17 protein-coding genes and 2 tRNA genes are annotated in these 19,718 nt (G+C 55.1%); 12 read left to right on the top strand and 7 right to left on the bottom strand.

Annotated features, from left to right (window positions below):
* The first annotated feature begins 82 nt into the window (after positions 1-82).
* The 6 genes from ACHZBS_RS04585 (at position 83) to ACHZBS_RS04610 (ending at position 5,832) form a co-directional block, all read left to right on the top strand.
* The gene (locus tag ACHZBS_RS04585) at positions 83-1,672 is read left to right on the top strand and encodes a phage/plasmid primase, P4 family (RefSeq protein WP_319405349.1); all 1,590 of its coding nucleotides are present in this window, start codon (positions 83-85) and stop codon (positions 1,670-1,672) included.
* Positions 1,673-1,968: 296 nt separating this feature from the next.
* A complete protein-coding gene (locus tag ACHZBS_RS04590) occupies positions 1,969-3,039 on the top strand; it encodes a BRO family protein (RefSeq protein ID WP_319405350.1) in 1,071 nt (356 codons plus the stop codon).
* The gene (locus ACHZBS_RS04595) at positions 3,036-4,397 is read left to right on the top strand and encodes a primase-helicase zinc-binding domain-containing protein (RefSeq protein ID WP_319405351.1); all 1,362 of its coding nucleotides are present in this window, start codon (positions 3,036-3,038) and stop codon (positions 4,395-4,397) included. Before ACHZBS_RS04590 ends, ACHZBS_RS04595 begins: the two co-directional genes overlap by 4 nt.
* Positions 4,394-4,837, top strand: coding sequence for a hypothetical protein (locus tag ACHZBS_RS04600; RefSeq protein ID WP_319405352.1), 444 nt, complete (start codon positions 4,394-4,396; stop codon positions 4,835-4,837). The genes ACHZBS_RS04595 and ACHZBS_RS04600 overlap by 4 nt, the downstream gene beginning before the upstream one ends.
* A gap of 9 nt (positions 4,838-4,846) precedes the next feature.
* Positions 4,847-5,617 (top strand): hypothetical protein, encoded by a 771-nt coding sequence (locus ACHZBS_RS04605; RefSeq protein ID WP_319405353.1) that lies wholly within the window; start codon positions 4,847-4,849, stop codon positions 5,615-5,617.
* Positions 5,617-5,832 (top strand): hypothetical protein, encoded by a 216-nt coding sequence (locus ACHZBS_RS04610; RefSeq protein WP_319405354.1) that lies wholly within the window; start codon positions 5,617-5,619, stop codon positions 5,830-5,832. The genes ACHZBS_RS04605 and ACHZBS_RS04610 overlap by 1 nt, the downstream gene beginning before the upstream one ends.
* Positions 5,833-5,918: 86 nt before the next feature.
* Here the strand turns inward: ACHZBS_RS04610 and ACHZBS_RS04615 are convergent, their stop codons facing one another.
* The gene (locus ACHZBS_RS04615; RefSeq protein ID WP_319405355.1) at positions 5,919-6,950 is read right to left on the bottom strand and encodes a HAMP domain-containing sensor histidine kinase; all 1,032 of its coding nucleotides are present in this window, start codon (positions 6,948-6,950) and stop codon (positions 5,919-5,921) included.
* Positions 6,951-7,155: 205 nt separating this feature from the next.
* Here ACHZBS_RS04615 and ACHZBS_RS04620 point away from each other — a divergent pair, with 205 nt between their 5' ends.
* From ACHZBS_RS04620 to ACHZBS_RS04635, 4 genes are all read left to right on the top strand, one after another.
* Positions 7,156-7,569 carry a hypothetical protein gene (locus ACHZBS_RS04620; RefSeq protein WP_319405356.1) on the top strand — a complete coding sequence of 138 codons (414 nt, stop codon included), beginning with the start codon at positions 7,156-7,158 and terminating at the stop codon, positions 7,567-7,569.
* Positions 7,560-9,503, top strand: coding sequence for a terminase gpA endonuclease subunit (locus ACHZBS_RS04625; protein WP_319405357.1), 1,944 nt, complete (start codon positions 7,560-7,562; stop codon positions 9,501-9,503). The genes ACHZBS_RS04620 and ACHZBS_RS04625 overlap by 10 nt, the downstream gene beginning before the upstream one ends.
* A gap of 83 nt (positions 9,504-9,586) precedes the next feature.
* Positions 9,587-9,787, top strand: coding sequence for a hypothetical protein (locus tag ACHZBS_RS04630; RefSeq protein WP_319405358.1), 201 nt, complete (start codon positions 9,587-9,589; stop codon positions 9,785-9,787).
* Between the two features lie 429 nt (positions 9,788-10,216).
* Positions 10,217-11,296, top strand: a complete 1,080-nt coding sequence (locus ACHZBS_RS04635; RefSeq protein ID WP_319405359.1) for a hypothetical protein — start codon at positions 10,217-10,219, stop codon at positions 11,294-11,296.
* A gap of 24 nt (positions 11,297-11,320) precedes the next feature.
* On the opposite strand, the gene ACHZBS_RS04640 is transcribed toward ACHZBS_RS04635, so the two are convergent.
* Positions 11,321-11,407 (bottom strand) — tRNA-Leu (locus ACHZBS_RS04640).
* 101 nt (positions 11,408-11,508) lie between these two features.
* Between ACHZBS_RS04640 and ACHZBS_RS04645 the strand changes: the two genes are divergently transcribed.
* A complete protein-coding gene (locus tag ACHZBS_RS04645; protein ID WP_319405360.1) occupies positions 11,509-12,291 on the top strand; it encodes an N-acetylmuramoyl-L-alanine amidase in 783 nt (260 codons plus the stop codon).
* Between the two features lie 58 nt (positions 12,292-12,349).
* Positions 12,350-12,426, top strand: a tRNA-Pro gene (locus ACHZBS_RS04650).
* Positions 12,427-12,978: 552 nt separating this feature from the next.
* On the opposite strand, the gene ACHZBS_RS04655 is transcribed toward ACHZBS_RS04650, so the two are convergent.
* The 5 genes from ACHZBS_RS04655 to ACHZBS_RS04675 form a co-directional block, all read right to left on the bottom strand.
* Positions 12,979-13,833, bottom strand: coding sequence for a transglutaminase family protein (locus ACHZBS_RS04655; RefSeq protein ID WP_319405361.1), 855 nt, complete (start codon positions 13,831-13,833; stop codon positions 12,979-12,981).
* 8 nt (positions 13,834-13,841) lie between these two features.
* The gene (locus ACHZBS_RS04660; RefSeq protein ID WP_319405362.1) at positions 13,842-15,320 is read right to left on the bottom strand and encodes a glycoside hydrolase family 130 protein; all 1,479 of its coding nucleotides are present in this window, start codon (positions 15,318-15,320) and stop codon (positions 13,842-13,844) included.
* A gap of 115 nt (positions 15,321-15,435) precedes the next feature.
* Entirely contained in the window at positions 15,436-16,377 is a 942-nt protein-coding gene (locus ACHZBS_RS04665) for a glycoside hydrolase family 130 protein (RefSeq protein ID WP_319405363.1), read from the bottom strand.
* The gene (locus ACHZBS_RS04670; RefSeq protein WP_319405364.1) at positions 16,374-17,393 is read right to left on the bottom strand and encodes a glycosyltransferase family 4 protein; all 1,020 of its coding nucleotides are present in this window, start codon (positions 17,391-17,393) and stop codon (positions 16,374-16,376) included. Before ACHZBS_RS04670 ends, ACHZBS_RS04665 begins: the two co-directional genes overlap by 4 nt.
* Before the next feature lie 13 nt (positions 17,394-17,406).
* The gene (locus ACHZBS_RS04675; RefSeq protein ID WP_319405365.1) at positions 17,407-19,713 is read right to left on the bottom strand and encodes a glycosyltransferase family 4 protein; all 2,307 of its coding nucleotides are present in this window, start codon (positions 19,711-19,713) and stop codon (positions 17,407-17,409) included.
* Positions 19,714-19,718 lie beyond the last annotated feature (5 nt).

The following is a 19,718-nucleotide window of genomic DNA, read 5'->3' on the forward strand; positions in this document are numbered from 1 at the left end:
AAAATGGAGTGGAGAATGGAATTTTGCTTCCAATCGCCCTTCCCGGCTGCCCGGGCGACCGGCTGCCCCGGGGCCGGCGGCCATGACCGAGCCCCTCGAACCCGCTGGCGACCTGCAGTCGCAGATGGAAGCGTATGCCGGGAAGGTGGCTGCCCGGGTGGCCCAGGAAGCCGCGACCGACCCAGGGGAAGACCCGGTCAACGGCCAGGTCGACGCGAAGTTCATCCGCGCCTGCTTCGACGCCAACGAGCTGGGCGACGGCCTGCTCTTCAAGGCCGTCAACAGGGGAAAACTGGTTTTCAACAAGGCCATGGATTCCTGGATGGTGTGGGCCAGGCACCACTGGGCCGTCGACCAGATGGGCGCGGCCCGGGCCGGCATCGAACAGGTAGTGGCCAAATACGCCGAGGAGCTGGCCGACTTGAGTAAAAAAATCAAGGAGGCCGAGGCCGACGACGCGGGCGAGCAGATCGCCTTTTTCCGGGCCCGGGCCAAAGGGCTGCGCGCCAGGATCAGCCAGCTGCGCAGCCGGCGCCGGGCCAACAACTGTCTTGATTTTGCACACAACTGCGAGGATCCCATGGCAATCAGAGGAGACGAGATCGACCGGAAGCCCATGCTGCTGGCCTGCGCCAACGGCGTGATCAACCTTGAAACCGGAGAACTGGAACCCGGGCGCCAGGAGCAGCACCTGCTCAAGGCCTCCCCGGTCGAGTGGCAGGGCATCCATGCCCCGTGCCCGTTATGGAACCGGAAGCTGCTCGAGATCCTCTCGGGCGACGAGCGCCTGATGGCGTTCCTGCAGCGGGTGTTCGGGTACGCCCTGGTCGGCGAGGTGAAGGAGTCGATCATCGTGGTGCTCACCGGCATCGGGCGCAACGGCAAGTCCCTGATCGTGGAGGTGCTCTCCGAGATCATGGGGCCGCTGGCCGGCGCCGTGCGATCGGAGATGCTCCTGGACCAGATGCGGGTGGCTTCCTCCACCGGGCCCACACCGGACATCATGGCATTGCGCGGCCTGCGCATGGCCTTCGCCTCGGAGACCGACGACGGCTGCCGGGTCAGCCCCTCCCGGGTCAAGTGGCTCACCGGCAAGGACAAGCTCACCGGCCGCAACCCCCACGACAAGTATGAAGTCCAGTTCTCTCCCACCCACACATTGTTCCTTTTGACCAACCACAAGCCGCATGCGCCGGCGGACGACTTCGCCTTCTGGGAGCGGGTGGTGCTGATCCCGTTCAGGCTCTCCTTTGTCGACCGCCGGCCGAAAAACGAGTCCGAGCGGGTGGCGGATCCGCTTTTAGCCTCGAAGCTGATCCCCGAGTATCCCGGGATCCTGGCCTGGATGGTGCGCGGGTGCCTCGAGTACCAGCAGCGGGGGCTGGACCCGCCGCCGGTGGTGAAAGAGGCGGTGGAGGAGTACCAGCGCGACGAGGACATCCTGGCCGACTTCGTGGACGAATGCTGCGTCGTTGGCGAGGGATACCAGGTGGGGGCAACGGCCCTGTACGACATCTTCGAGCGCTGGTGGAAGAAGAACGTGTCCAAGAATGCGCCCAAGCAGAAGCGCTTCGGAACGATCATGGGACGCCGGTTCGAACGCAAGAAGGACGGCGTGTACAAGTACCTGGGAGTGGGCCTGCTCGAGAACGTGGAGGCGCTTTTTACCTGAGACCGGACCGACGGAACTATCAGACCGGATCGATTTTAGAGTCGTCCGGGGCTTTAAAACACCGTTTTTACTGCCGATGCCGGAGTGTTCTCCCGTATCGGACCAATATCCGGCTATATCTCTAGAATATTTTTTCTGAAAAAACTTTTTATTTATTCCGGCGATAAAGGGGAGTTCGTCCAAGTAAAAAAATAAAGGTATTTAAAACAGCGCTTTGGCGCTCCGGACGGAGAAAAATCACGGGGCAGTAAAATTCCGCTCCGTCCGGAGCCCCGACAGCAACAGGAGGTGTTTCTATGGATCTGATCAGGTACGGCTATAAAGGTAACTTGCTGACAATACTACAGGATGACAGGGGAAATCCGTGGTGGTTGGCCGGGGAGATATGCGATGTGCTGGGCTTTCGCATGGCCAGCGACGCAACGCGCCTGCTGGATGACGACGAAAAGGGTACGCACAATCTGCGTACCCCTGGCGGGCTCCAGGAAGTCACCATCGTCAACGAGCCCGGGCTCTATGCTCTGATCTTCAAATCCCGCAAGCCCGAGGCCAAAACGTTCAAGCGCTGGGTCACTCATGAAGTGCTGCCATCGATCCGCAAGACCGGCGCCTACCATCACTGTGATCCGGAAGAAGCACCGAGTCCTCACCGAAAAAAAGGACATCATGAGGATACTGCTGATGGCTATGGTGACATCCTCAAGGAGCAGCGCCAGCTGCACCAGCTCTTCGAGCATGCCTATAAAATAGCCAAACGCATGACATCTTCTGGCAGGGAGGCCTCGCTCATGGCCCAGGCCAAGGTGGAGGAACTCACCGGCATCAACCTGGCTGAAAGCTACCGCCTGCCGCCGGGCATGAAAGCGCAGGCCGAGACCGACAGGGAAACCGTCGATGCGTTTGTGCATGATTGCTGCCTGGTCGGCGACGGGTACCAGGTGCCGGCCACCGAACTCTACCAGGCCTTCCGGAACTGGTTCGACCACAACCGGTCCGGAGAAGTTCCCTCCCGGAACTGGTTCGGCAGAAGAATGGGGCTGCGGTTCAGACGCAAGAAGGCCGGCACCTTCATTCGGAAAACACGGCCCATCATTTATCGTGGCGTCGACCTGAAAAGAACCATCACGGACGATGGCTATGTCCGGGACTTTATCGACGAGTGCTGCTCACTGGGAGAGGAATTCAAGACAGCCCTACATGTGATTTACGAGCGTTTCAGCGATTTTTACCTCAAACACACCGGCGAGGTTCCGCTGCCGGTCGACCGGTTCGCCGGGGTGTTGTCCCGATACTTTTCGATCGATCCGGATGAGGAAAACATTCTGGCCGGCATCGGCCTGCTCTCGGCTGCGCCGGCGGACGCATGAGCGTCATCCTCGACGATCTCAACGCCCGGGGCCTGGGCCCCGTGCGCGTGTCCGGCACCCACGGTGGCGAGTATCATTCTCCCTGCCCTGAGTGCGGCGGCCGGGACCGGTTCCACGTCTGGCCGGACCAGGGCGAAGCCGGCACCTGGTGGTGCCGCAGCTGCGACAAGGGTGGCGATGCCATCCAGTACCTGGTGGAGTTCTGCGGCCGCACGTTCAAGGAGGCGGCCGCGGCCACCGGACGGGACCTGGACAACCTGCCCCTTTCGCCGTCAACTCCCCGGCCGCGGCAGAAGCCGCCGTTCGTGCCCACCCGGTACCTGCCGCCGGCCGAGAAATGGCAGGAAAAAGCCGGGGCCTTCGTGGACTGGGCCCACGGCCGGCTGCTCGAGGATCCGCAGCAGCTGGAATATCTGGCCGGCCGGGGCATACCCGAAGCGGCCGTCGTGCGGTACCACCTGGGCTACAATCCCGGGGAGAACGGCAAGCCTGCGCTCTTCAGGGCCCGCAGCGCCTGGGGCCTGCCCGGCGAGCAGAAGGACGGCCGGCCGCGGCCGCTGTGGATCCCGCGCGGGATCGTTATCCCGCTGTTCGTCGGCGGGGCGGTCCAGCGCATCCGGATCCGGCGGGAAAAGGCCGACCTCACTCCCGAGTTCAACCTGCCCTACTTCATGCTGCCCGGATCCAGTGCGGCCACCCTGGTCACGGGTGACGATGCCCGGGCAATTGTCGTGGTCGAGGCCGAGCTGGACGCCGTGGCCTGCGCCTCGGCCGCCGGCGATATCTGCAGCGCGGCTGCGGTAGGATCCAGTTCCACCAAGCCCGACGAGGCGGCCGCGGCGATGATGGACAAGTCGCTTTGCATTCTCAACGCCCTGGACTTCGATGACGCCGGCCGGAAGGCCTGCGCCTGGTGGAAAGAAATGTTCCCCCGGGTCAAGCGCTGGCCGGTGCCCGAGGGCAAGGATCCGGGTGAAGCCTTTGCAAAAGGCGTCAACCTGCGGGCCTGGATCCTGGCCGGCCTGCCGCCGGTGTTCCGCATGGCCGGGTTGGCTGTTCCGGATGGCGATTCGGGGGAGGAGGGAGACAGGGTGGAAGTGGTTAAAGAAGATGTTCCCGAGAATGTCCTTCAGGTGGCCGAATGGTTCAGGCTGTACCCCCTGCGCATCGTCAAGGACGGCCGGGGCATCCGCCTGCAGGAGGACCGGGCCTGGGCCGCAGCCAACCCGGAGCTCTCCCGCCGGATCAACCTGGCGGTGTTCCTGGATCCCGTGGTGTTCGATTACGTCATGAACCATCCGGCCCGGGTGGTGGACGGAAGCAATTTCCTGAACGGCCATTGTGAGGTGACTCAATGAAACTCTCCGTGCACGGCAGCCGCACGCTCAATGACGAACGGGTCAAGATTCTCCTCATGGAGGAGATCGAAACGTTTGGGATCACCGAGATCGTCACCCATGCCGAGCCCGAGGGTGTTTGCAAGGTGGCCCGCGACCTGTGCAAGGAAAAGGCGATCCCGCTCAAGCTGCATTTTCTCAACTTCAAGTACCTGCGCGGAGCGTTCGAGCACCGGTCCCTGGATGTGCTCAACGACGGGGACCGGGCCATCTTCATCCATGACGGAAAGAGCAAGGGGACGGCCAATGAGCTCATCCTCGCGAAGAAGATGAACGTTCCCTACACGTTCCATGAGCTGGAGAAAACCGAATACAAAAGCTCCGTGGGTTTTGAAATAACGCAGGACTGGGGCGCGGAGCTTGCGCCCCTCGAACTGCCCGAGATCCCCAAGCTGGTTTAGAGATTTGTTATGAACATCGACCGCAACCGGATCGACACGCTTTTGAAGACCGTCGGCGACAGCGACAAGGCCCGGCTGACGACCCTGTACAACGCCACGGTATCCACCCTCAAGGCCTACAACCAGGACAGCACGGCGTCGAAGCTGCGCGACTGGCAGGCCTCGGAAAAGGCCCTGGCCGAGGCGGTGGCGGATGTCGAGGGGTCCGGTACCACCCTGCAGGACAGGGATGCAACCGTCGGCACCATTGCCGATGTGGCCCGGTGGCTGAAGATCGAGGGGTATTGTGCCCCCGGCCGGGATGAGCCGGTTAAAAAATCCAAGGTGTACCAGGACCGGCGTTCCGGGCTGCTGTCGTTTGCCGACAAGAAGGCCATCACCATGACCGAGGTGATGGCCTATGTGGCCCGGGCGCAGCTGATGCAGTCCGGGTTCAACCGCGCGGACGAAGCTGAAGATCTCAACATCCAGAAGCTGCGCCACGAAACGCGCAAGGCCAAGGAGGATGCGGACCGCAAGGAGTTCGAGAACGCCAGGGACCGGGGCTTGTACCGCAAGATCGAAGAGGTCGAGCTGCACACGGCCATGAAGATCGCAACCCTGGAAGCCGGATTGAAGCATGCGGTCCGGACCAACGCGGGCGACTGGATCGCCGCGATCGAAAAGGCCCGGAACAAACCGCAGGCATTATGTGATCAGGTTTATCCGTTGATCGACGAGCTGCTGGACGAGTTCGGCCGTATGGACGAGATCGGTGTGGTCGTGAAGAGGAGGGACTGATGGAAATGCTGCAGGCGATGCGGGCATGTTCTCCGGGAGGGTATGTCGCACGGCGGGCCTACCCGAACCGGAAGTATTACAAGGACGGGAACGGAATCTTCCCGGAGGCGGCCCGGGTCGACCATATCGACTTCATTTCAACGGACTGGGAACCTTATTTGTCGGATTATCAGAATATTGACACCATTAATTCATGGGGTTCGGATTCTGTATAACTGAAATGCCAACAATTGTTGGTTCTGCTTCACGGATCTTTGAAAATTTGTGTTGGTAATCTGAGGCTAAATTATCGGATTTACGATCATCCGTTTCCTTGTGCTTGAGGAGTTTTTGATCCCGCTTTCGTTGATGTTTCTTTGCTTTTGGGGATAATCATATGCACACAGGCGCCACCGAGATGAGAAGTCCCGAAGTTGAGGGTCCATCCATGGATCTCGGAGCAGTATCTGACACTGAGAAGACCCAAGCCAGAACCGTCAGGCTTCGTTGTATAAAACGGTTCAAGAATCCGGTCGCGTTCTTCTGAAGGGATACCGGGGCCATCATCGTGGACCTCAATTTGTATATATTCAGCATCCTCGGAAAGCTTTACAAAAATCTGGCCACGTCCTCCATTTGCCTCGCCTGCATTAAGGATAAGATTCAAGAGCGCTCTGTGAAGCAATGATTCATCAGCCGCGGCAAAACATTTTTCCGGCAAATCACTTTTTATCGAGCAATGCTTTACCTTCGTATGGGTTGACGCCAGTTTAAGTGCAACGGCCACTTCTGAAGCGACATCTATCTTGCGGATTCCACTCGAGAGGTGCTTTCCGCTGACATCTGCCAATCTGTTTGAGAAATCGCGGATTTGATTATTTACCTTTTCAAGGCGTTCGACATGTTTTTTATCAGAGGCGGTAATTTCACTGCTCTCGGACAGCTGTTCCAAATCATACTGACTTACCGTTAATATGTTGTTCAGATCGTGTGCAACAGAAGAGGCGAAAAGACCTGCTGCGGCTTGCTTGCTTGCAGCCACAATCGTATCGCGTTGTTTCTCGATCGCTTGTTCCTTGCGGTGCAAGCGTTGAAACAGAAGGAATAATACGGCAAAAAGGAGTAATGCGGTGATCAGTACAAATAAAAAACCTTTATATAATTCAACATGTTCAAGTTGTTCTTTGGACAAAACGATAGATGCGGCAAAATGCGAGGAAACATAGATGTAAATGATACTGAAAATAAAATACGCGCCCGCTACCAGCGCCGCCATCCGGGCAGGTTTGATTGTATAGGATATAAATGGACTGTTCTCGATCAAGGATGAAGAGCCTTCTATTTTTTTTGACATCTGTTTTCCTCGATTTGGTTAAAAGTAAGGCGCCCTTCAGATTTCTATATAAAAACAAAAAAATCGAGTTTCTGTTGAGAGGCAATGAAGATACTGGCAGGAACAGACAGAAAACCAGCACAACTTTAATATAAATCCCTTAATAATCAAGGTATTTTTTCGTCAATTCCTACAACATCATAGTTTTTAGCTACGGAGACTAAACATGTTTGAGACATCAGGCTGGATAGCCTGCCTGGCCGTGGCGATGGTGGCCCTGTACCAATACCTCAAAGCCGAGCATGCGCTATTGCTCGAGCACGGGATGGTAACGGTCTCGGGTGACGGGCTTGCCCCGCACCTCGAGAAAGCGATGCTTGAAGTTTTTGAGGAGATACAACGCAACGCCGCAGAGAAAAAGCCGCCTGCTTCTTCGCCCGGGCAGCCGGACCAGTTTCGATTCGAGGTGACCATCGCGTTTTCTGCTGAGGATGAAGGCTATATCGCTTCTTCCGCTCAGATCCCGGGCTGCTCGGCCTGGGGACCGTCGATCGAATATGCCGTTCTGGAATTCGGTTTCGCCCTGCACCTGTATGCGCAAACCATGCTTGAGGACGGGGAGACATTCCAATGGCCATGATCGATTTCTTCCAAAACCCGGTACCGATCGGCACCCGGTGGCTGACCGAGGAACAGCTCGAGCAGCTGGGCAGCGGTGTTTCGTCCGTGCGGTTCTCGAGGGCGGAGCGGCGGGTGCTGAAGAAGAAAAAGGCAATCCGGCCGTCGGTCTGGGCCGAGCGCCACCGGCACCTGCCCAAGGATGCCGCGGTGCCCGGGCGCTGGAAGAACTCGACTGTGCCCTATGCCGCCGGCATCCTGGACGCCAGCTTCTTCCCCTCGGTCCAGGAGATCGTGGTGTGCGCAGCGCCCCAGACGGCCAAGTCCGAGATCAACTACACCTGCCTGGGCTATGCGGTGGACCGCAGGCCCGGCAACGCCCTGGTGGTCATGCCCGACGAAAACACCGCCCGGGAGAACAGCAGCGACCGGATCAGGCCCATGTTCGAGGACAGTCCCCGGCTGCGCTCCTACCTCACCGGGTACGCCGACGACCTGGCCTCCAACAAGATCAGGCTGCAGAACGCCATCATCTACATGGCCTGGGCCAACAGCGCCGCCAGGCTGGCCAACAAGCCGTTGCCCTACGTGGTCCTGGACGAGGAGGACAAGTATCCGGAGACGGTCACCAAAAAGGAAGCCAGCCCTACGGACCTGGCCAAGAAACGCACCCGGACGTTCGCCCACATGCGCAAAATCTGGCGGACCAGCTCGCCGTCGGTGGAGACCGGGCCCATCTGGCGGGCGCTGACCACCGAGTGCCAGCTGGTGTTCGATTACTGGGTATGCTGTCCCGGATGCAATGGTTACCAGAAGATGACCTTCGAGAACATCCGCTGGCCGGAGGACCTGCGCGATCCCCTGCGCATGAAAGCCGAGCAGTCGGCCTGGTACGACTGCGTCCACTGTTCATCGAAGTGGGATGACGCCGACCGGGACCTGGCGGTGCGGGCGGGCGAGTGGCGCGACCGGGGCAAGGGCCGGGGTCTGAATACGGCATTGAGTTCTATCCGGCCGGTGACCATCGGGTTCCATATTCCCTCCTGGCTGAGCCCGTTCGTCAAGCTGTGGGAAGTTGCCCACGCCTTCCTGGAAGGCCTGGGCAACCGCAACAAGATGAAGGACTTCAGAAACGGCCATGCGGCCGAGCCGTGGCTGACGGTGGCGGTGGAGCGCAGCGAGGACCGTATCCTGGCCCTGGCCGACGACCGGCCGCGCGGTGTGGTGCCTTCCGGCGGAAAGGTGGCCTGCCTGCTGGCCGGCGGGGACACCCAGGACGACGGCCTGTACTACGAGATCCGGGCCTTCGGCTACGGGATGGAACGGGCCTCATGGGGCATCCGCGAAGGCAAGGTGCCGACCTTCGAGGCCCTGGCCCAGGTGCTGTGGGATCACCAGTACCAGGATGCCGATGGAAAGGTATACCCGGTCAGGCTGGCGCTCCTGGACGCCATGGGGCACCGCACCAGCGAGGTCTACGATTTCTGCCGCATGCACCGGGGCAGGATCCTTCCCACCATGGGCAAGCAGACCATGGCCACCCCCTATGCCTACTCCAACCGGGAATACTATCCGGGATCGAAGAAACCGATCCCGGGCGGGATCAAGCTGGTAAGGTTCGACACCAACTATTTCAAGAACCAGCTGGCCGGGATCCTGGAGATCGCGCCCGGGGATCCGGGATGCTGGCACTACCACAGCCAGCTGACCCAGGACTGGGCCCGGCAGATGACCGTGGAGGGGATCAACGACAAGGGGATATGGGAGAACCCGCAGGAACGGCCGAACCATGCCTGGGACTGCGCAACGCTGTTATTGCTGGCCCACGAGGTGCTGGGGGTTTCGTTCTGGCGGAAAAAGGATCCGGAGAAAAAGGCAGCGGACAGGCCGCGACCGGAAGAACCCCCTGAAAGCCGTCGCATCGTCTACGAGCGTCCCAGATGGTTGAACCGATGAGTCAAACGCTATGAAAAAGACGGCCCGGAATGCAAGGATCGCCTTCCCCGGGCCGCATCAACTGAACGTCAGGGTGGATTAGAATGATAGCCAGCTCCAATAAAATCCTGATCGGCAAGCAGGCGATAATGGATTATCTGCAGATGACCGAAATGACGGTCATGAAATTCGTCAAACGAGGCCTGCCGGTACGCATCATCGACAGTCGCTATTATGCCCATACCGACAACCTGGACCGGTATTTTCAAGATCTGACATCAAAGAAAACCGAGGCGGGTAAATAGTTCATTTTGGTAGACTGGTGATTTGGCTCCTCATACGGATGCCGGCAAAATTAAAGGGAAGCTACTAAATCCTGGGGAGTCCGTACGTTCATGAACCAATATTACGAGACTGAATGCGGCAAACTCTGTCACGGACACGTGCTGGATGTTTTCGTGGCACTGCCGAACCGGTCGGTAAACTGTTTCTTGGTGTCGCCGCCGTATGGGGGCCTCAGGATTATGAGATTCCTCCTCAGGTATGGGGCGGCGATCCCGGCTGCCCACACGATTTCCGGACCGGGAAGTTAGTTACACAGAATCTTCAATGAGTCGATATAAGCGCGTTTTTTACTTTTTCTGACCAAATGCAAGGACACGTAATTGACACGCATACCCCCCATAATCCATAATCCTCTGATCCGATCACAACCACCGGGGGGAGGTCTGTGTATGAAGGGAGGCATCTATTCAACAACGTATGGGTGGCAACTCCGGTTCGGCAAGGTAACCAGGCGGTTCAAAAAACATGAATACGAAAAGGCTGAATACCTGCTCGCCGGCCTGCGGTTCAAGGCCTACGAAGGAACGTTCGACATCCGGGACTATCGCCGGGACGAGCCGCTTGGCTTCTCCAATCTGGTCGAGACGTATATCAGCAGCAAACGACATCTTAAAGCTATTGATAAATACCGTCAGCGGCTCAGATTCGGGATTGACGAATGGGCGAACCGGAACGTCAAGGGAATTGGCTACGCAGACCTGCAAAATTTGTTCAATGCCTTACAGGACCGTGGCTTATCGTCCTATTATATTAAGCATATCAGGGACTGCATGCGGTCGTTCTGGCGATGGCTTGTTGACACAGGGCAGATAGAAATCACTCAAATGCCGAAAATGCCGGTGGTCAAGGCTCACGCAGCGTATAGAAAGATTCTGTCCAAGGAAGATCAGCATAAAGTGCTCGATGAAATCTACCGGATCTCATGGGATTTCAACCCAAGGATTTATATTGGGTGCCTGTTTCTTACCACTTATATCAATATCAGGCCGTCAGAGCTCAGGCACATCAAGGAAAAGCACATCGACCTGGCCACAAAAACGATCTTGGTTCCGGACCCGAAAGAGGGGGAACCCAAGTTCGTTCATCTACTGGAGCAAGACGCGGATCTCATCCGCTCAATCCCAAGAAGCTTTCCTGAAATGTACTTTTTCAGGCACATCAAGGGTTATGGCAGCGCCAAGCCAGGGGGAAAATTCGGCCCCTATTATTTTCAGAGGTGGTGGAATCGTGCTTGCCGGAACCTTAAAATCGTTGGCGTGTCCCTCTATCCCGGAACGCGCCATAGCTCGGCAGTGGCCCTGCGGCAGAGGCACTCTCCTGAAGCTGTAAAACGTGCGTCTGGAACTCGTACCAACAAGGCGTTTGAACGCTATCTGCAACTAAGCGGGGATGAAGTCAGGGCTTTATACGCTGATACCCGGACTGATAACAAACTGATAACGTTTCCGGTGTCACACGGTGGGGAATAAGTGTTTAAAATTATTAATATAATATGGTGCGAGAGGGGAGACTTGAACTCCCACTCTGTCGCCAGAGCTGGATCCTAAGTCCAGTGCGTCTACCAATTCCGCCACTCTCGCAATGATTCATGGAACATCATTTTGACCAAATGCATCCCGCAACTTGACATTCCTTGCAAATAAACTAAACTTCGCAAAAAAATCAAAGGAAATAAATAATATTGATAGACCCTTCTGTCAAGGATTTCACGCTGCCCATGGCCGCAATTGAGCCATTACCCAACTTTCGTCCCAGGGTGCTTGTCACCCTGATCGGTTTTTTATGTTTGATTGGGTTGTTGTTTATGCCGGCCGGACACTCCCAGGCGGCTGTTATCGTCCTGGATCCCGGCCACGGGGGAAACGACAGCGGGACCGGCCGTAGCAGCGAATTTCCCGAAAAGCAATTCACCCTGGCATTGGCCCAAAAAATCGCTTCTCAGCTGGCGGCACGACACCAGGTTGAACTGACCCGGACCGCAGACATTCAAATGGCACCGGCGGATCGGGCTGCCGTGGCCAACCACCTGCGGGCGGATTTGATGATCAGCCTCCACACAGCGGTTGCCCCTTTTTGCACCGATCGAAGCGTCGCCGTCTATTACCATTACGATGAACGCCTATCGCTTCCTTCCGGGAATTCGATCCAGGGGAATCCGGCCGAATTGGATGCGAACCGGCCGGTGTGGGCCAAGCTCCAGGACCGGCACCAGCATCGGAGTCAATATCTGGCCGCCACGCTGAAGCAGGCATTGGAAAACAGCGCAACATTTGACAGCGTGACCGTCAGCGGCGTTCCCCTGGTGACCCTGATGGGAGCTGATCTGCCGGCGGTGCTGGTAGAGGTAGGCTGCATCCACCCGGTTGGAGCATCCAACCCGCAAACGCTCAAGCAGCAACTGAACGGATATGCCGATTCCATCGCCAACGCCATCGAGATGGCTTTGCCCGGACTGTTGCAATAGCTTTAGCATTCATCGCTTGCGCCCTCCCATAAACAATGCTAAGAGGGCAAAAAAATGTCGGGGCGTAGCGCAGTCTGGTAGCGCACCTGCTTTGGGAGCAGGGGGCCGAAGGTTCAAATCCTTTCGCCCCGACCAATTTTAAAAAATTAAAACGGGAACTTAGCAACTAAGCTATTTTCCCGTTTTTTGTTTATTTTAATTTGGGTACAAGTTTGGGTACAAGAATCGGTGCCTTTACAAAAAGCAACTTAAAGATTTTCCATATCTATTTTCACTAAGCTGTTGAATCTGACCGGACGAGGGGAACAATGGTTTGAAGTAATTGTAACTTCGAACCTTGTAAATTGGTATGTATGGCTGGTAATGAGTTGGAGACACCAGTGAAATCCGCCATCATTTTTTGCCTGTGATAGCAAATTGAAAGTCAACTAATCATCGGAAAAGACCAACCACCAGATATAGCGGTTGGTCTTTCTGATTTTTCCTCAACCTATTGGTAAACCTTCATAGCAGCTACCTGAAAACAGAGTGTTTGTGTGATTTGGATTGGCTTTGTTTCACGCCTGTTTTCGATTGTACTTGACGAGGTGACGATTAAAGTCTCAATTACAAGTCAGTTTCAAGTGATTTTCATAATTCGAGAGTAGAAAATTTGATTTCTTGATTCATAAAAGCAAGAGTCGCACTTTACTCCCACATAGTTACCCATACGCCAACATCAAGACTCGATCCCGGGGGACCGACGAAAGATCCGGCTATGGGCGGCACAGATTCGGGCAATCTTGCCACTGCAACCGCAATGTGATCCGTTCCTACGATTTTTCCGATGGTAGGATCGAACCCTTTCCAGCCGGCGCCCGGCAGGTATACTTCGGCCCAGGCATGGGTTGCCCCCAAACTATCTGTTGATGGGGGTGCGTGTAGATAGCCGCTTACAAAGCGAGAGGCGAAACCCAACCACCGTGCTGCGACCATAAATAGCGCCGCAAAGTCACGGCAAGAGCCAGTACCGCCTGATAGTGTTTGCTCGGCAGTTTGCACGCCGGGTTCTTCCCGCACGCGATACGATAGCGATTCATGGATGTGGGTGCAAATCTGATGCAATAGGGTGTAGGTTTGAATTCGATCAGTGGGTTTCCAAATATTCGCAATCCATTCAACCAGTAGGTTGTTTATCCTTTGCACCCCAGATGCCATATAGGGCGAAAGCAGAATCTTATCATCGGACTGATAAGTAAACGGGTAACCAATGGCGTAATCGGCGACCAGAAAGTCCAGCGGTGCTTGGTTGTATTGCTGGATAATCACTTCGCTTTCGACCGCAAGCTGGTTGGTCGGCAAGTTGAATTTCGCGATGGCCACTGAATTTCCTTCCACGTCCCGGTGCCAAAGCAGGGTCGCCGGCGGTGTGATCGTCAAGGTAGCGGATTCGATACGAAGTTCATAGTCTTCCCGTGGACGCAGACGCAATTGATGGGGGCCGAGCCTCACAGTCCCGGAGAAATTATAATAGGTACGATGAAGAATCTTATAACGCTGCATGTGTTATCCTAAACGACCGCGCGCATACCATTCAGCAACTCATTGACTTCAATGGTTGCAATACCGGAATTGATATCTGACATGGCGTAAGGGATGACCAACTCATTATTATGAATGATCGCTCCGCAAGTATAAACGACATTGGGGACATATCCCTCGCGCTCTTTCTCGTGCGGGGAAAGCAGTGGCTCATCCAGGCGGGCGATAATTTTTGAAGGATTTGACAGATCGAGCAGCATGGCGCCAATGCAATATTTACGCATGGGCCCAACACCGTGGGTGAGCACGATCCAGCCCTTATCGGTCTCCAGGGGGGAACCGCAGTTGCCGATCTGAATGAATTCCCATGGATATTCAGGCTCCTGGATGATTTGAGACTTCTGCCAGAAATGGATATTGTCTGAGAACATGATATGATTGTTTTCACCATCCTGGCGCGAGAGCATGGCATAACGGCCGCCAATTTTCCGCGGGAAAAGCGCCATCCCTTTGTTTTGCGCGGCTTTCCCGTTGAGCGTTAAAATGTTGAATTTGATGAAGTCCTTTGTCTCAATCAACTGCGGTAAAATAGAAATGCCGTTATAGGCGGTATAGGTTGCATAATAGGTGACGTCTTGCTTGTCATCAAAAAACTGAACGAAGCGGGCATCTTCAATGCCTCTGCTTTCATTTTTGGAAACGGGAAAGATCACTCGCTCGGATACACGGTGATCGGGGTGGAAACTGACCTCATAATTGGAATCCGCAAGCCAGCATATGACCTCGAAGGTTCTGTTTTGGATGGTTTCGGAAAATAGTGGTTTTATGCGAAGGTCCCCAATTTTTACTATTAATTCATTATACGTGAAATCTTCCGGCAACTGGTTAAGCACGTAAGCGGTTATCTCATTACTGGCACCCATCTCGTTTAATTTACGCTGGAAAACATTGCGCTTGTAAACCGGATCTAATTGAAGGTCCGGCGTTTCCACAAAATCACTGATCGGGTCGAAAAGAAACTTATTGTTCCGATCAAGGACCCCGCTACGAAAGACAATTGACGAAATATGGCCTTCACCGGTTGCCCGCAGGCTCATGATAAAGCGCAAGCTGCCTTTTTTCAGATGGCTCTGATCCGGATGGGCAACGATTGACGGGTTGAACAGGGCGGCTGATTCAATGGCGTACTCTTTCGTAAAGTAAGCTCCGATGAGAGCCCTTTGAACATCGCTGAGCATTGCATCCCGGGGAAGATAATCCTTCACCTCCATCAGGTGCCGCTCAAAAATGTGTTTGATGTCTTCGTGCCTTCCCGAAAAGTCAGCCATTATTTGAGCCATTAATTTTTTGGCAGCTGTTTCGGACAAGTTCATTATCCGCTGAATTATTTTAGATCTGCGATATCCTTCTTCGGGAACATGAAGACAGGTGATTACCCGGGAAGTGTCTCCTACGATCTTATTCGCTTTTCTTTTAACTTTCAGCTTGTGACGCTTTTCAGAGTACATATCCTCATGTCCTTCGTGTCGATTGACAGTGAATAAGCGATGTCGGAGCAAATCTTCAATTCCAGCCTATCCACGACGTTAGTTTTCGATTCTGCGATAATCCGGCAATGGTCATCTATAGTGGAGGCCGTGAAGCCGATAGGCAAAGCGCCACCAATTCATCAATGACGGCCGTACCGACGCACATGACCGTATCCGCCCCACCCCAGTATATTTTTACCGTTCCGTCGTCTTCCGGAACCGCGCCACAAGAAAAAACCACATTGGGGACGTAGCCGGTTACCTCCCATGGATCCTCTGGCTGTAATATCCAACCATCGGAAACACCGATGATCGTGGCCGGATCATCAAGGTCATGCAGAGCCGCGCCCAGTCGATACACCGTTCCGGACATGGTCTTAAAAACGCCATGGTAAATATGCAGCCAGCCTTTGTCGGTTTTGAAGGGAGGCGCACCGGGCCCAATTTTCATTTCATCCCAGTGATAGGCCACCGGTTTCATAATCACCCTGGAGTCTCCCCAGTGCACGAGGTCGGGAGAATAGGAGATCCAGATGGACCAGGGGGAAATTTCGGAATGCGGCCGGTCCAACCGGGCATACCTGCCGCCGAATTTTTCAGGGAAAATAACCACGTTGCGCAGATCGGCCTGGGTAATCAGCGCAAGTCGTTCTACTTTTTCAAAATCCCTGGTGCGCGCCAGGGCAATTCGTACGCCGTGACGGGAATAGGCGCTGTAGGTCAGCAGGTACTCCCCCGCTACGGGACAGATTCTGAGGTCCTCGACGCCAAAGGCTTCATATTCGGCAAAAACAGTGTCCGTGGAGGGTATCAGAAAGGGTCTGGGATGAACCGTAAATGAGAACCCATCCTCGCTGTCGGCCCTGCCGATGATGGAGCGTCCGTTTAGCAGATGCGACCTGAAAAGCATAATGTAGCGGCCATTGTGTTTGACGATGCCTGCATTGTGGACGGTAGCAACCGGATAGGGCACATCCTTGCTTGTCAGGATGGGGTTTTTATTAAAGCGGGTAATAATGGGCTCGTTTTTTTTCATATGGGTCCGTCCTGTAAAATCATTTCGTAGACCTGCAGGTAGGCATCGACCATGCGGTCGACGGTGAAATGCCTTTCCACATGGCGGCGGCAGGCTGCACGGTCGATCTCTTTAATACGGGCAACCGCCTCAACGGCCTCGTTTACGTCGCCCACCAGAAAACCACTTTTTCCGTTTTCAATCAGCTCAGGCATGCTGCCCCGATCAAAGGCGATCACGGGGGTACCGCAGGCCATGGATTCGATAACGGACAGTCCGAAAGGCTCATCAAACTGGATCGGATGCAGTAGCGCGCAGGCCCTGCCGAGCAGCCGGTTGCGCTCAACGGGTCCAACACTGCCGATATAAACCACCTTCTCGCTGCTTAGATGAGGGGCGACAAATTGATCATAGCAGGCCTGGTCCTGGATGATGCCCGCCAATATCAGTTTTTTGCTGCAGGCCCTGGCGATCTCAATCGCCTGTCGAGGCCCCTTGTCATTGTGAATGCGCCCGAAAAAAAGCAGATAATCGTCCGGAGCCGGTTGATAATCAAAATCCTGGATATCAAGTCCGTGATGGATGGTCTGGATATAATCAAGATCCGGGGATCGATCGGCGTCGCTGATGGACACATAAAACGTTTTTCGGTTGTATTTCTTGTAAACCGGCAGGATTCCGGGTGATGAAAAGCCGTGAATGGTGGTCACCACCGGGGTGGCGGTCATGACACTATACGTCAGCGGCAGAAAGTCAAAATGGTTGTGGATCAAATCGTATGCATCGGCATGCTCAAACAGCTCTGAAATGTGCAGGCACTCCCAGACTTTCGGGATGAGTGTGCGGTCTTCCTCGTAGCCCCGCGGGCAGACGGCATGAAGTTTGCCGTTGGTCTGTGAATCCGCGGTGGCAAACAGGGTAACATCATGCCCGCGCGCTGCCAGCCCCTCGGTCAACAGCGACGCTACGCTCTCCCAGGGGCCGTAGTGGCGGGGCGGCGTGCGCCAGGCAATGGGTGAGAGCATGGCAATGTGCATGATTGATCCTTGGTTAACTGGTTTTTTGTGACGACCACTGGTTTAAGGTCTCGTCTCCATAGAGCTTCTGCAAGGTCATCAACGCAAGCAGCCAGGCCAGGGAGGACTCTGCACCTTCATTCTGGTTGATGCCGTCCGCCATCAATCCATCCCGGCAGCCCCCAGTTTTGGCATCATAGAGCGGCAGGTTAAGGTCATTGTGTCCGAGAAACCAATTGAAACACATGACCGCGTTGTTGAACCATGATTGATCCCGAGTGATATCGTAGGCTTTCACGCAAGCCTCGACCATGGTACTGGCCTCGATGGGCTGCTGGTCGAAACGGGCTCTGGGGCCGCCCTGTTCATACCATCCGTTACTGCCGATGGGCACAAAATGATTGTCTTCGGTCTGGATGGCAAGCAGCCACTTGAGGGAGACGAGTCCCATATCGATCATGTCGTTGCGTTGCATCCGCTGGCCGGACAGCAGCAGGGCATGGGGCAGTTTGCCGTTAGCATAGTTCAACGCTTTTTCAAGCCATGGCCAACTGTCGGTAGCATGGTTTTTAAACTGATCGAAAAGCCTGATAGCCAGGATTTCCCGGACCCTGCGCACATCGCTGTCACCGGAGAATTTGTCCAGGTAGGCATTCACGCCCACGAGGCAAAAGGCGATGGCCCGGGGCGAATTAAAATTCTCGACCGCCCGCAGGGCCTTTTTGAAGAGGGTCGCACTCATTGCCAGATGCCCTGGGTTTTGAAGAAATGCCACCGCATTGCCAAGGCTCCAGATCGCCCTGCCATGGGCATCCTCGGAACCGATTTCTTCCGTCCACTGCCGCGAATAGGTCATGAAATTGCGAAAGCGTTCTTTTTTCTCATTGAACGCATACTGAAGAAACCCGAGATAATGACCACTGAGGGAATCGAGACCCCAGCCGTTTGCCGGCAGGTAGGTTTGGCCCATGGCGGCAACCAGCAACGCTCTGGCATTGTCGTCGGTGCAGTAGCCATGGGTGCGGTCGGGGATGGTATAATTGGCATGCTGCAGGATGCCGGTGTCATCGGTAAAGGCTTTGAGATGATCGAGCTTGATCTCCGGGAGCTCGAAATTCGTAATCACCTTGATGTTCTCAATGTAGGAATGCCGTGGACGGGGGTTACGGGTGCGGTTTTGCCGCACTTCACTGAATACTTGGAGATATTTCCGGGCGACCTCCTTCCAGACTGCCTCACGAGTGAATGTGTATGCCTTTTTGCGCATGGCGTGCCGTTCGACATCGTTGTCCAGAAGGTCGATGATCTGTTCCGCCATGGCTTCCGGATTGCTGAAGGGCACAATTCGGCCCCGCCCTTCGGCAAGCATCTCAGCGGCATACCAGTAAGGTGTCGAAATGATGGCCTTGCCGGTGCCCATGGCATAGGCAAGGGTCCCGGAGGTAATCTGAGCTTCTTCAAGATAGGGCGTTGTGTAGATATCGGCGATGCCTAGGAACTCACATAATTCTTTAAGCTCAACAAAACGATTTTGAAAAATGACATGCGCGCCGATATCGAGTTTGCGCACGAGCTGCTGCAGCATGATTCGGTAGGCATCCCCATGCAATTTCAAGATATGCGGGTGGGTTGCGCCCAGGATGATATAGGCCACATCGGGGTGTCTGTTGATGACCGCCGGCAGCGCCTGCAATACAGTTTCGATGCCTTTATTGGGGGAAAGCAAGCCGAAGGTTAGCAGAACCTTTTTGCCTTCCACGCCGAATTTGTCTTTATTGAAGCTGGGATCGATAAAGGGGGTATCCGGAATGCCATGATGGATAAAGACAATTTTCTCTTCAGGCACCGCGTAGATCTCTTTAAGGAAATCAAATGCCTTATGGCTCATCACGACCAGTTTGTCGGAAAGTTCGGACAGCTTGCCCATGACGGCTCGATATTCCGGCGCGGGGTCTTTCAACACCGTGTGTAAGGTGGTTACCACCGGCATGCGCAGGTCACCCAATAATTTTAACAAGTGGCTGCCGGCCGCCCCCCCGAAAAGACCGTATTCATGCTGCACGCAGACAATATCCGTCTGATTGATATTGAGAAATTGAGAGGCCATGCTGTAGTCGCTCAATTTGTTCTGGTTGATCTCAAAGCGCACTTTATCCGGATAAGGATATCCCTCGGGCGTATCATTCATGGCCGCCGCCCAGCAGTTGATGTCAGGCGCTTCCGCTGACAGGCCTTCAACCAGATCCGTGGTGAAGGTGGCGATGCCGCATTGGCGGGGCAGATAGTTGCCGATTACGGCAACCGAGTTGATTCCCTCGTAATATTTAATAACCGATGTCATGACAG

The sequence above is a fragment of the uncultured Desulfosarcina sp. genome (assembly GCF_963664155.2).
In the GTDB taxonomy this organism is placed as follows: domain Bacteria; phylum Desulfobacterota; class Desulfobacteria; order Desulfobacterales; family Desulfosarcinaceae; genus Desulfosarcina.

Excerpts from the sequence above, each read along its gene's own strand:
- ACHZBS_RS04615 (WP_319405355.1), bottom strand. The coding sequence starts at position 6,950 with ATGTCAAAAAAAATAGAAGGCTCTTCATCCTTGATCGAGAACAGTCCA.
- ACHZBS_RS04595 (WP_319405351.1), top strand. The coding sequence starts at position 3,036 with ATGAGCGTCATCCTCGACGATCTCAACGCCCGGGGCCTGGGCCCCGTG.
- ACHZBS_RS04655 (WP_319405361.1), bottom strand. The coding sequence starts at position 13,833 with ATGCAGCGTTATAAGATTCTTCATCGTACCTATTATAATTTCTCCGGG.
- ACHZBS_RS04665 (WP_319405363.1), bottom strand. The coding sequence starts at position 16,377 with ATGAAAAAAAACGAGCCCATTATTACCCGCTTTAATAAAAACCCCATC.
- ACHZBS_RS04675 (WP_319405365.1), bottom strand. The coding sequence starts at position 19,713 with ATGACATCGGTTATTAAATATTACGAGGGAATCAACTCGGTTGCCGTA.
- ACHZBS_RS04620 (WP_319405356.1), top strand. The coding sequence starts at position 7,156 with ATGTTTGAGACATCAGGCTGGATAGCCTGCCTGGCCGTGGCGATGGTG.
- ACHZBS_RS04660 (WP_319405362.1), bottom strand. The coding sequence starts at position 15,320 with ATGTACTCTGAAAAGCGTCACAAGCTGAAAGTTAAAAGAAAAGCGAAT.
- ACHZBS_RS04590 (WP_319405350.1), top strand. The coding sequence starts at position 1,969 with ATGGATCTGATCAGGTACGGCTATAAAGGTAACTTGCTGACAATACTA.
- ACHZBS_RS04585 (WP_319405349.1), top strand. The coding sequence starts at position 83 with ATGACCGAGCCCCTCGAACCCGCTGGCGACCTGCAGTCGCAGATGGAA.
- ACHZBS_RS04600 (WP_319405352.1), top strand. The coding sequence starts at position 4,394 with ATGAAACTCTCCGTGCACGGCAGCCGCACGCTCAATGACGAACGGGTC.
- ACHZBS_RS04625 (WP_319405357.1), top strand. The coding sequence starts at position 7,560 with ATGGCCATGATCGATTTCTTCCAAAACCCGGTACCGATCGGCACCCGG.
- ACHZBS_RS04610 (WP_319405354.1), top strand. The coding sequence starts at position 5,617 with ATGGAAATGCTGCAGGCGATGCGGGCATGTTCTCCGGGAGGGTATGTC.
- ACHZBS_RS04670 (WP_319405364.1), bottom strand. The coding sequence starts at position 17,393 with ATGCACATTGCCATGCTCTCACCCATTGCCTGGCGCACGCCGCCCCGC.
- ACHZBS_RS04630 (WP_319405358.1), top strand. The coding sequence starts at position 9,587 with ATGATAGCCAGCTCCAATAAAATCCTGATCGGCAAGCAGGCGATAATG.
- ACHZBS_RS04635 (WP_319405359.1), top strand. The coding sequence starts at position 10,217 with ATGAAGGGAGGCATCTATTCAACAACGTATGGGTGGCAACTCCGGTTC.
- ACHZBS_RS04605 (WP_319405353.1), top strand. The coding sequence starts at position 4,847 with ATGAACATCGACCGCAACCGGATCGACACGCTTTTGAAGACCGTCGGC.